Origin of the sequence: Thermaurantimonas aggregans, assembly GCF_003851885.1 — a bacterium.
Lineage (GTDB): Bacteria > Bacteroidota > Bacteroidia > Flavobacteriales > Schleiferiaceae > Thermaurantimonas > Thermaurantimonas aggregans.
In genome coordinates this window covers 63412-75731 of the sequence record NZ_BHZE01000001.1, presented here as the reverse complement: position 1 = coordinate 75731, position 12320 = coordinate 63412, and the positions used below count along the sequence as shown (strand labels likewise).

The following is a 12320-nucleotide window of genomic DNA, read 5'->3' as shown; positions in this document are numbered from 1 at the left end:
ATAGCAAAGCCTAAATTCCTCTTAGTGCGAAGGTTTATCTGGCACTGGGGCTGAGGCGTGGTAGTGTTCTTTTACGATTGCTGCATATTTATCCAGAAGCTCTAAAACTCTACCTTGCTTTTCAGAATGTACGATGAGAGCCACATGGTGCTCTTCGGGTATGTGACAGTACACTTCAGGGTCATTGAAGGGCGACATATCTGGATGTTTTTGTCGGGCAAGAGAAATTAATATGCCTGAGTAGTGCTTTTTAACGGGAGGCAACTCATAGGTTTCACCACGCAGCAGGCAAGATTCTAATCTTGCCCATTCGCTCCAAAGATTAATGCCCGAGGCTGCTTCTACCATTGTACCTAAATGGGCGCCACCTACTCGAGCAGATGTTTCGAGAAAGTAAAATTGTCCGTCTTCATAGCACTTGATATATTCTGTGTGAGAAGCACTGTTTCGCATGCCAAAGGCTTTCATCACTTCTGAATTGAACTTTTTTAGCACCTTGTCGTCAGCAGAGTTGTGCTCTAAGGTCATCGAACGAAAGATTCCAGCTCCATGCGCTACGTCAAATGGGGTAGCGAGATATTTTGATGTCCAATTAAAGAGCATCTTGCCTCCTACAGTTAGAGCATCGACATGATAAACATCTCCAGGCTTAAATTGCTCTACAAGAAACATATGCCTGCGATCGCCTAAGTTGTTTATTACATCCCACAATTGTTGCTTATCGTACACTTTTTTGATGCCTGTAGCTGAAGCTTCGCTTCTAGGCTTTACCAACCAAGGTGCTGGAATGGTGTCTGCATAGTGATTGATTTCATCGTCGTTAAAAAGGGGGGAGAAGGCCGGAACTCTCAAACCGGCATCGCGGGCTTGTATCCGCATAGCCAACTTGTCTCTGAAATAGCGGGCTGTAGTCTGTCCCATGCCAGGAATGCGAAATTCCTCACGTATGGCTGCAGCCTTTTCTACATCAAAATCGTCAAGGGCTACGACGCGGTCTATTTTGTGCTTTCGCATGAGCCAGGCTACACCTAAAATGATGTTTGCAATGTTTTCAGGGGTGTTTTCATCGTTTTCCATATAAAAAACATCATCGATGCTCTCCCAAGGCCAAGGCTTGTTTTCGAGTTTCTTTTTGGTGAGCAGAAAAACAGTGTTGCCTTCTTTTTTACACTGTTTCAGAAATTCTACGCCTTTGTAGTAAAAAGTAATGCAGAGAAAGGTATACTTTTTCATTGTTGAGAATTTTACGCGTTTTCTGAAATGTTCTTAATCAAGTGATACAATAAAACCACCCCAAAACCAGATGCGTTTCGCTGCTTGCCGAATTCTGAAGAAGTGTAAGCCGTACCGGCAATGTCGATATGAGCCCAGTGCCGAGTCTTTTCTACAAACTCTTGTAAGAAGAGTGCTGCACTAATAGCACCAGCAGTAGGCTTGTTAGAGTAATTTGCTAAATCGGCGATATCAGAGTGCAAATCTTCACGATAATCTTCGTCTAGCGGCATGGGCCACACTTTTTCGCCGGTGTTCTTTCCGATCTGCAAAAGGGAGGCAGTTAGTTCATCGGAATTTGAAAATAGTGCTGCGTAGTGCTGTCCTAAGGCCCTGGCAGCCGAACCGGTGAGCGTAGCAATATCAATGAGATAATCTGGCGAATAATTTCTACACACATAACTTATCGCATCGGCCAGGCAAAGGCGGCCCTCAGCATCGGTATCAATGACTTCAATGGTTTTGCCGTTGTAAGAACCAATGACATCTCCAGGTTTGGTGCTTTTGGCATCAATCGCATTATCAGTAAGGGGCACAGCCACTAAAAGTCTAATGTTCAATTTCGAATGTGCCACAGCCTCTATTGCGCTGAGCACTGCGGCAGCACCACACATATCGCTTTTCATCAGAAACAAATTATCGGATGGCTTAAGATTAATGCCTCCGGTATCGAAAAGCACCCCCTTGCCCACCAATGCTACAAGTGGACGATCAGTAGCCGACATATTGTATTTGAGCAAGATAAATTTTGCAGGATACTCACTTCCTCTATTCACAGCTAGCAGCGCCCTAAAGCCTTCGATCTCAAGGCGTTCTTTGTGAAAAATTTCGATTTCGACACCTGTCTTTCTGGCCAATACTTCACAGTAAGCCGCCATGTAGTTTACATCTTTTTTGTTCGATGGAGCATTGCCTAGATTCATAGCAGTGAGGTGGGCCTTCGCTAAGTTTTTGAATTCTTCAGTCTTGGATTTTAATTGCTCAGAATACGCAGATACCACAGTTAATGAGGCATCCTTTTCACATAGGCTGTGCTCGAAGTCAATGATTGTTTTGTTTTTTCCAATGTTTTGGGTTGAAGTAATGAGACCGTGAATAAACGCCTGAGCAAGTTTTTCGCAAGTATCTGATGACTGTATGTGCAAAAGACTCAACACCCAGGATTTGGTAGGAAAATCCTTGTAATTTCTCGCAGCTTTGCGAAATTTTTGCATCACGGGCACAAACGCTTCTGATGCATCTGTCTTTAGAAAGACGTAAAGTACCGAACCTGTGACTGTAGTAAATTCTCTGGTCGTTTTCTTTGATAAAAATTCACTGAAATTAGTGCTGTTTATTCCGAAACGCTCTAAAAGAACTGTGAGATCTTGATCATCATTGCCTATTGGAACAAAACACAATGTAACTTCTGAAGGAAAATGATCAGAGAAGTGGACATTCATAACAAAACATTTCACATTAGTGGCGGTAAATCTAATGGAAATGTTTTAGATTTATTAATGAAATTTAAAAGCGGCTATGTCTTTTAAATCAAAATGCCTACAATAGTGGCAGTAAACATGGAGGCGAGGTTTCCGCCGATTAGCGCATAAATGCCCAACTTGCTCAAATCGCTCTTTCTGTTTGGGGCTAAGGCACCAATCCCGCCAATCTGAATGCCAATGCTTGCAAAATTGGCAAATCCGCACAGGATATAGGTGGCAATTACGATAGACTTCGGATTTGTAAAACCACCAGCCTGGATGATTTGGCTCATAGATACATAGGCTACAAACTCGTTTAAAATGGATTTTTCGCCGAGCAACTGACCCACCAAAACAATGTCAGGACCATTTACCCCCATGAGCCACGTGAGCGGTGCAAGGGTGTAACCTAAAATGAATTGTAGAGAAAGTCCTTTGTACTGGCCGTTGGTAAGCTTTTGAATGCCTTCATTAATTCCGCCGATTTCGCCAATGGCGTTCATCAGAATGTAGTTAAACAAAGCGATCATTGAAATAAATACCAAAAGCATCGCTGCCACATTTACAGCTAAGCGAAGACCATCGGTAGTGCCATTGGCTATGGCTTCAAGGGCATTTGATCCGATTTTGCTCTTTTCTATGTTCATCTCTTCCGAGAATTTTTCGGTTTCTGGAAGAAGCAATTTAGAAGCGACAATTGCTCCGGGGGCCGCCATTACAGATGCCGTAATAAGATGCTTGGCAAAAAACACCTGAAGCACTGGATCATTTCCACCTAAAAAACCGATATAAGCGGCCAAAACTCCTCCAGCAATAGTAGCCATTCCGCCGGTCATCACACAAAGCAACTCTGAGCGGGTCATTCGACTGATGTAGGGCTTTACAAGGAGGGGAGACTCCGTTTGACCCAAAAAAATATTGCCTGCTGCTGATAAACTTTCGGCACCGCTAAGCTTAAGTGTATATTTCATAAACCAGGCAAAGGCGTAAACGACTTTTTGTAAAATGCCGTAATAGAAGAGAAGACTTGTAAGTGCTGAAAAAAAGATTACGGTAGGAAGCACCTGAAAAGCGAATATAAAGCCAAAAGATTCTGTATTTTCTATAATGCTGCCAAAGAGAAATTTTGCACCGTTTTGCGTAAAAGACAGCAGCAATACAAACTTTTGACTAATAAAATCAACCGCCTGCTGCACCCATGGCAGCTTGAGTACAGATACTGCTATTACGATTTGTATAAAAAGGCCTTTAGCAATTAATGCCCAATTGATGTTCTTTCGATCCTTAGAAAATAAAGCGCCTATTATCAATAAAACAGTAAGCCCAAGAATACCCCTCGCAAGCGAAGTCAATGAAAAGCCATCTGATTCTAAGGACTTAATGGCTGACGATAAATCCTTTTTTTCCAATTTTTGACCTTCAGCTAGTGAATCTACTTCCTCTTGCTCTATGGTTTGAACAGCAATGGCAGAAGTATCTGAAGATCTACTAACAGCTGACTTGGGAACTAAAAACAAAAAAAATACAGCGAAAAGAATCGCTGTGATTTTCACAATACTTTTTTGCATTGGGCTGTGGCTCTTGTTCATGTAAAAACAGGAATGCAAAAGAAGGCAAAATATTACATTCCTGAATACCCTCTTTTACTCATTTCGTCTCTGATGCGGGCCGCATATTCATAGTCTTCAGCATCTACGGCCTTTTGAAGCATTTTTTTGAGTTGTTCGATAGATTTATTGCTAAGGTTTGAAGAAGACGATTCATCGCTAGTAGCCTTTTGAGCAGGTTTTGACTTGGGCTTGTCCGGATCGTCGATTACCACTCCGGCCTTAGCCAAAATTTCTTCTGTTGTGTAAATCGGACAATTAAAGCGTATTGCCAAAGCAACAGCATCTGAAGGACGGGCGTCGAGAATCTCTTCTCGGTCGCCCATCGTACAAACGATGTAGGAGTAAAATACCCCTTCTTCAAGCTTATGGATGACTACTTCGACGATTTCTATTCCAAATGTTTCTGCAAATTTTTTGAATAGGTCGTGTGTCAGAGGCCTAGGGACCTTCATTTCGTTTTCTACAGCCATAGCAATGCTCTGAGCTTCAAACCCGCCGATGATGATAGGCAGGCGGATGTTTTGCTCATCTTCGCCAAGCACCAGCGCATAGGCACCGGAGTGAGTCTGGCTGTAAGACAGACCTTTCAAAAAGAGCTGCACCTTAGTCATGGTGCAAAGTTAATTCATTTATTGTGCTTTATACTTTCTAATCGCTTCAGTCAATGCCGGTACTACTTTGAATGCATCGCCCACTACTCCGTAATCAGCCGCTTTGAAGAAAGGTGCCTCTGGATCGCTGTTGATTACTACAATGGTCTTTGAGCCACTTACTCCGGCAAGATGCTGAATGGCACCTGAAATACCAACAGCTATGTACAATTGAGGATTGATGGTAATACCCGTCTGTCCTACGTGTTCGCTGTGCGGACGCCAGTGCATATCGCTCACAGGCTTTGAGCAGGCTGTACTGGCACCGAGCACTTCAGCCAGTTCTTCAATCATTCCCCAGTTTTCAGGGCCTTTTAAGCCTCTACCGGCTGATACTACAATTTCTGCCTCTGGCAGAGGAATTTTTCCTTTTGCGCGATCTATTTCGACTACCTCAACTTGAACAGGCGTAGTGGGAGTGAAGTCTAACTTCTTCACCTCGCCTTTTCCACTGTGCTCGGTAATGCCCAATGCATTAGGAACTATGGAGATGATAGCTGTTTCAGCTAAACTTTCATAGTACACATACCCTTTGTTAGAAAAAGCACTGCGTTTAACTTTTAAAGGAGATGTGCTCTCAGGGTCGGCCACCGCATTTGTAATCAAAGCGGCCTTGTGGTGTACTGCTAGTAGAGGAGCTATCATTTTTCCGGTGAAAGTACCTGAAAGCACTAGGACTTTAGCTCCTGATTCCTTTGCTGCTGTTGTAATGGCCTCAGCCATTTTGTAATTGTTAAAACTCGAAAGCTCGTTGCTTTCAATTGCATATACAGTGTCGATACCATATTTTCCAAGTACAGATGCATCGTCAGCAACATTTATCACCACAGCATGGGCTTGCACACCAAGTTTAGCGGCAAGGCGTGCGCCGTATGAAGCAGCTTCATAAGAAGCTTTTTTGAGCTTTCCGTCCCAATTTTCTATAAATACCAAAACACTCATGTCTTCAAAAATTTATTGATTAAAAAAGAATTAGATAACCTTCGCTTCTTCGTGCAAAAGACGCACTAACTCATCCATATTTTCAGGATCTACCATTTTTACGGCAGCTTTTGGAGCAGGTTTTTCGTATGCTACTGCCTTGGTTAGGTAATCAGATGATGTAGGCGAAACCACGCGCAGCGGTTTTGTACGCGCTTGCATGATGCCTCGCATATTTGGAATGCGCAGATCGCTCTCTTCCACCAAGCCTTTTTGGCCTGCAATGACAGCTGGCAGCGAAACCACTGATTTTTCCTTACCACCATCAATTTCTCGGATTACTGTTGCTTTGTTTCCCTCGATTTCGAGTCCCACGCAAGCGTTTACGAAGGGCCAACCAAGCATAGCGGCTATCATTCCTGGTACTTGCGAACCGTTGTAATCGATCGATTCACGACCAGCAATGATGAGGTCATAACCACCTTCACGTGCTTGAGCTGCGATTTCAGATGCCACAAAATAAGCGTCGGTTGGTTCAGCATCTACTCTGATGGCATCATTAGCACCGATGGCTAAGGCTTTGCGCAGCGTAGGCTCGGTTTCTGCTTTTCCAACATTGATTACGGTGACGTGAGCGCCTTGCTTTTCTTGAAGCCAAATGGCTCGAGTAAGCCCAAATTCATCGTAAGGGTTTATTACGAAGGTCACTCCGTTTTTATCAAACTCAGTATTGTTATTGGTAAAGTTGATTTTCGAAGTTGTGTCAGGCACATGACTAATACATACCAAAACTTTCATTTGTCACACTTTTAATGGATTACTAATCGTTGCGAAGGTATTACGCAAGAAGGGAACTTCAAAATTTTATGCATGCATAATATTTTTAAAACAGCTTTTTATCGCTTTTTCAAATCGTGAACAGTGACCAGTACTGGCGCTAATCCGTAATACTGCACCAGCACAAAGAGTTCTTGCCCTTTGTCGTTAGAAATAAACGCATGAAGACGATCGGGGTCATACTTGCCCAAATTGGTGTAAAACTCAACAGCATCTTCATTGGCCTTTATGTGATAGGTTGTGAGTTTTTTCCAGCTGCCATCTCTTTTCCATGCAGTGAGTTCAAAGGCAGGTATAGAGGCTTTCAAAGAATCTTGTCTTTTGTAAATAGGGTCTTCGGGCAAAATGACACCCTCGTATTCTACCGTTCTGAAACCAGCCAGAAAAACAGCAGCCTTAATGCTATCAGCTTTCAAAGGCTGACCGGTTGCATTAGTCAGTTGATAACCGTTGTCAATGGTCAGTGTGAAAGAATTTTCGGGTGTATCAAAGTCTTTATACTCTACTTTTGAGATGTCGAGATTGTCAAATGCCCAAATTGTTTTTCGCAACCAAAGCGCCTCGTTTGCAAAAAATCGGGTGGACAAGAATCCGTTGAAACCGGGTATAAACATGGCATACGGATTTTTACCATCCTTCAACATCATGTAGGTACCCATTTCATCCATTGTTTCAGTACCGACATAGAAGTGACGAATAAGCTTATTGCCCGCATATACCTTCACTTCTTTTCCGGCACTGGCCATTCGGCGCAACACATTGTCACGAGCCGTTTCGGGCACAAAATTTTTTAAGCGCACACGATTCAGAGTTTCGAGCAGTGTTTGAATGGCATCCAATCGTACCGGATTGCCACTTTCAGTCTCCCAACCGTTTTTTGTGCGAACCAAGGTCACTGATTTAGGTGTTTTGTCAGATATAATGATTTTGGTGATGGAAGCAGTGTCTTCGATGTGGATAGTATAATCAGCTTTTAATGCCTCTAAATCGTCTTTTGGTCTATTAAAAATAAATAATACAACAACGACTACTATTAATGCCGCTATAACAAAAACAACAATTTTGTTTTTCACTTCTCTTGCCATTTTCTTCACTGGCTAAAATACGGCCTGTTAAAAGGTGTAAAATGCAAACACAATGTTAAGTGCAAATGCTATTTGTATCGGATAGCAATCTTTGCCTTGCCGTTGTTGAGAGTTCGTGTAGAATTATCAGAAACATTTATTAAAGTGCAAGAAAAGCTAATCTCAGCTTCGTAGTAAAATTTGTTGGAAATCTGAACTTTTCTAGATTGTAGAATTTTAATTTTATTTTGGAGATTTAAATTAGTTATTGAACTTGCTGTTAAAGTGCGATTTTCTAAAAATTCGATCACCGATTTACCGGATGATATATAATCAACAGTTTCAAAAAATATCTCCCTGTTCGACTGAAAAAGTTCTTCTAAATCTTGCTCTATTTGAACAGCTGATTTTTCGCTTGCAAGCGATATACGAATAAAGTTGTTGTCATTTATGTAAAATTCATGAACAAATACCCTATTTTCATCAGAATTTAATACAGTGAAACTTCTGGAATACAAAGCATTCTCGCCAACTTTATATCTATGGGATATTCCATCTTCATCCCAACTAATAGTCAGAGGCTCAAAGTAGGCATCTTGAGGTAGGCTATCTAATTTTCTACAAGAAAACGATAAAAAAATATATGCGAGAATCGAAGCAAAATATTTAAACATAAGGTATCAGAAGTAATATCGCCAATCTACACCCAAATCCCAACCGTAATTTCTTTGAATATTAGCATTTGGGGCTCCACTGTAAGGACTCACTTTTGAGAAGATATTTATTGAACTTTTTGGGTTTAAATAGACACCCGCTTCTACACGAATGCCAAAATTAATTTTTGGAATGCCTGATTCGTAATTCCAAGCTCTTTTTCTTTGTTCTTCAGTCTGAAAGCTAAAAGCTGGTACTACTGTTTTAACGCCCAATTCGGCTGTTTGGTGTAGAAAAATATCGGACGTGACGTATCCACCTACAAAAATTTTTCTATTTGGCAGGTAATATTGAACTCCAATCGGAATTTCTAACCAATGCGTTCCATTTACATAAAGGGTGTAAAGATTAATTTGTTCTAGGTCGTAAATTTCTTTGGTTTTTGAGTAGGCAGCGTAATCCATGTTACCTCGATGCAAATACCGAGCACCTGCAGTAATCTGTAGGTTTGGTTTAATGTTTTTTGAGACTAAGACTCCGATACTTGGCAAATTATTTCCCATAAAATCACCGCCAACAACCCAGTGATTATGTAATAGAAAACCAATTGTAAAAGTCCATTGAAAATCTGATTTATCCTTGGTTATTTCTTCTTCATCGTAAATCTGATATTTCAATAAATTTTCATCTCGAAGACAAAGATTTTTGTATTCAAAATAAATTTTTTGTTCATCTATTTTACTATTAACTTCAATCTCACTAAATGAAACATTATTTTCTATTAAAGTAGAAGGTTTATTTTGAAAAGTTGCTTCATTTGTTATTTCTATATCCTCTTTGTTCGAGTGTTCACTTTCTGCGATATTATTTGTGCTTTTTTCTACTTCAGACACGATTTGTTGAGCGCTTATTGTTTCACGATTATTTTCTTGTTGAAGCAACATCGGTTTAATAAAGCCTATAAATCCAATAAAGAGAATAAAATTTGCAAGAATATGGGTAACAAGTAGAAAAGTTTTTTGTCTCCTTTTAATGAGTTTATGCTGCATGCTACTCCAAGCCTGATTTACAGGTGGCGTTTCTCTTATCGCTTGTTCAAAAGCTTCTCTGAACAGATTATCTATGTCATTGTTCTCTCCTTGCATCGTCAAGCTTTTTTGTTCAATTTGCTCTGGAGAAATTTTCTTGCTTCATGAAGCAAAAGTTTGCTGTTGCTTTCTGAAATGTTCAATGTTTCAGCGATTTCTTTATGCGAAAATCCCTCGATGGCATAGAGCATAAAGACCATTCTTTTTCGCTGCGGTAGCTGATGAACTAATTGTATCAAATAGTCGTATTCAAATGCACTGTCAGCTGCAGCAGTTACTGGTATTTTTTTTAAATCATCTTCGATAGGCTGAAGATTGACTTTATGTCTTTTGTTGGTACGAAGAAAATCTAATGCCGTATTAATGATGATTTTCTTGATCCAACTTTCAATTTTCTCGTAATCGTCGAGTGATTTAATGTGTTTAAACACTTTAACCATGGCCGAGTTGAAAATCTCGATGGCGTCGTCATGGTTGTTTACATATCTGTACGCTACGGCGTATTGCTTTTGGTAAATGTATTTATAGATCTCTTCTTCAGCCCTGTACTCGCCTTTGAGCAAACGCTCGATCCAGCCCAATAAACCCGCCGAAGAGGATTGGCGCTGTTCGAGAACAAGATTGATGGATGTGCCGTCCAAATTTTCTTTGTTTAACTCAGCCATTAAATAGACGGTTGAAGGAGCTAAATGGTTAGAACAGTGTACAAAGTTAAGTCAGGCGTTTAGTCTTTTCATCATTATTTAGGATACGTAATTCGACTGTGGTAAATGTTGATTATTTTTTTCTTAAGCGTCTTTTTTACTTCGGATATTTCAGCGAGGGTAATGTTGGCATTGTCAAACTGGCGCTGTTCCATGAGCGACTCAAAAATGACATCTATTTGAGCTTCCATTTGAAATCTATCAGCGCCCATCTGCGCAAGGCTGCGACAAGCAGCCTCAACGCTATCAGCCAACATCAAAATGGCTGTTTCTTTTGAAAAAGGTGTTGGACCTTGATATCGAAAACGCTCTTCTACTTTAGGATCTTCAGGAAAATTTTTTAAGTACATTTTGTAGAAATACTGTACAGCAGTGGTTCCGTGATGGGTGCGTATAAAGTCGATGATGGATTCGGGCAGCTTGCGCTCACGAGCCAGGGTGATGCCTTCTTTTACGTGTTCGATGATTACCCGAGCACTTTCCTCGAAGGAAAGTTCATCATGTGGATTATAACCGCTCACCTGATTTTCTATAAAAAACTGAGGGTGTTTCATCTTTCCGATGTCGTGATACAAAGCTGCTGTGCGCACCAGCAATGTGTTAGCACCTATGACGGCTGCTGCACTCTCTGCTAAACTCGACACCTGAATACTGTGCTGAAAAGTGCCTGGTGCCTTTTCTGCAAGTTCCTTAAGCAACGGCATATTGGTATCAGAGAGCTCGAGTAAGCTGAGGTCTGACACCATGCCAAAAATTCTCTCAATGCCGTAAATGATGGGAAAAGCCAATAAAATGAGGAAGGAATTAATCGTTAATTTCAAATATGTATCGGTTGATGAAGCAAAAGATTGTCCAGTAGTGAGTTGTAGAGAAAAAAACACAAATAGATATACGGCTATAATTTTAAAAACGGATGTAAAAAGTTGACTTCTTTTGTAAATTGATTCAACAGTAATAATGGAAAAAACACCGCTGGTAAAATGCAATAGAAAAAACGTGTAAACATCACTAATGTAAATGCCTATAAGCAACAGCAATAAGAAGTGTGTAAAGAGAGCTAATCGCGTGTCATAAAAAGCTTTTAAGACAATAGGAACTATGGGCATTGGTACAAAGTAAATCCACTCTTCATTTCTTTTGGCCATCTGAGTACTTACGAAAAAAAAGATTAAGACAAAAGAAAGTATCATTAAGATTTTTGAGCTATCTTCAAACACATTAGGTCTGAAAAAAACCAAAAATTGGTACAACATAAATAATATGATCGACACCAAAATCCATTTGCCTAAAAATGAATAAAATCTGTTTAAACCAAACGGATAACCAGTTTTGTAAATATCTCGATAAAAACGCAATCTATAATGTGTCTTCTGATCGATTATCTGTCCCTTTTTTACGAGTACATCACCCTGCTGTATCAACTCACTTTTAGATACGTGTAAAAAATTTAATTCAGTTAAATTTTCTTGTTTAAATAATTTTAGATTAGGCAAGACTATAATTGAAACATCTTGAGGTGAAAAACCCTTGTATAAAAAAGCACTGTCTAGTGACTTTTTTAACTCCCTCTGAACATGTGATGCGAGCAAAATATTTTTGCAATCGATAGCAAGCGTGTCTGATTCTTTTAAAATAAAACATGAATTTTTTTCATTGCTTATTTCATTTATTTTTTCGTTGGCAATTAACTTAACTTCAAACGCTTTTATAATTTGATCTGAAATCTCATCACCGATAAAGTTTTTTACCGAAGAATCAGAAAAATGTAGTTCAATTTGAGGTCTTAGTTGTATTAGTTGAAAATACACTATTTTTTGATGGATGCTGTCCTGTTGTCCGAAAAGTTCATCGTCGGAGAGAGGCCTAACAAAGGAAAATTCAGCGATCAGATCATCGTATTTCCAAGTCGAGTTTTTTTTCCAATCGTGTGGAAATCTTCTTCCCTCTGGATAGAGCAACGCTATTAAAACAGACGCAATAAAAAACAGAACTAACTCTCTGTTTTTTACAAGGACATTTTTTAAAAATTTAAATACATTTAAAAGTATTTTCATGAA

The 12320-nt window shown here is 40.0% G+C and carries 11 protein-coding genes; all 11 read right to left on the bottom strand.

The window, feature by feature from the left end:
- Nucleotides 1–21: 21 nt before the first annotated feature.
- Nucleotides 22–1233 carry an ATP-grasp domain-containing protein gene (locus EIP89_RS00350; protein WP_124396668.1) on the bottom strand — a complete coding sequence of 404 codons (1212 nt, stop codon included), beginning with the start codon at nucleotides 1231–1233 and terminating at the stop codon, nucleotides 22–24.
- Between the two features lie 11 nt (nucleotides 1234–1244).
- Complete coding sequence (locus EIP89_RS00345; protein ID WP_124396667.1) at nucleotides 1245–2714, bottom strand: leucyl aminopeptidase family protein; 1470 nt, start codon at nucleotides 2712–2714, stop codon at nucleotides 1245–1247.
- 83 nt (nucleotides 2715–2797) lie between these two features.
- A complete protein-coding gene (locus EIP89_RS00340; protein ID WP_245966073.1) occupies nucleotides 2798–4288 on the bottom strand; it encodes a NupC/NupG family nucleoside CNT transporter in 1491 nt (496 codons plus the stop codon).
- A gap of 68 nt (nucleotides 4289–4356) precedes the next feature.
- Complete coding sequence (locus tag EIP89_RS00335) at nucleotides 4357–4956, bottom strand: bifunctional nuclease family protein (protein WP_124396665.1); 600 nt, start codon at nucleotides 4954–4956, stop codon at nucleotides 4357–4359.
- An 18-nt stretch (nucleotides 4957–4974) separates the two neighbouring features.
- On the bottom strand, nucleotides 4975–5937 hold the full coding sequence (locus EIP89_RS00330) for an electron transfer flavoprotein subunit alpha/FixB family protein (protein ID WP_124396664.1): 963 nt from the start codon (nucleotides 5935–5937) through the stop codon (nucleotides 4975–4977).
- Between the two features lie 30 nt (nucleotides 5938–5967).
- Entirely contained in the window at nucleotides 5968–6714 is a 747-nt protein-coding gene (locus EIP89_RS00325; RefSeq protein WP_124396663.1) for an electron transfer flavoprotein subunit beta/FixA family protein, read from the bottom strand.
- A 98-nt stretch (nucleotides 6715–6812) separates the two neighbouring features.
- A complete protein-coding gene (locus EIP89_RS00320) occupies nucleotides 6813–7826 on the bottom strand; it encodes a hypothetical protein (RefSeq protein WP_124396662.1) in 1014 nt (337 codons plus the stop codon).
- Between the two features lie 80 nt (nucleotides 7827–7906).
- On the bottom strand, nucleotides 7907–8491 hold the full coding sequence (locus EIP89_RS00315) for a hypothetical protein (protein WP_124396661.1): 585 nt from the start codon (nucleotides 8489–8491) through the stop codon (nucleotides 7907–7909).
- A 6-nt stretch (nucleotides 8492–8497) separates the two neighbouring features.
- The gene (locus EIP89_RS00310) at nucleotides 8498–9616 is read right to left on the bottom strand and encodes a hypothetical protein (protein WP_124396660.1); all 1119 of its coding nucleotides are present in this window, start codon (nucleotides 9614–9616) and stop codon (nucleotides 8498–8500) included.
- Nucleotides 9617–9618: 2 nt separating this feature from the next.
- A complete protein-coding gene (locus EIP89_RS00305) occupies nucleotides 9619–10224 on the bottom strand; it encodes an RNA polymerase sigma factor (protein WP_124396659.1) in 606 nt (201 codons plus the stop codon).
- A gap of 74 nt (nucleotides 10225–10298) precedes the next feature.
- Nucleotides 10299–12317, bottom strand: a complete 2019-nt coding sequence (locus tag EIP89_RS00300; RefSeq protein ID WP_124396658.1) for an HD family phosphohydrolase — start codon at nucleotides 12315–12317, stop codon at nucleotides 10299–10301.
- Between the last annotated feature and the right edge of the window lie 3 nt (nucleotides 12318–12320).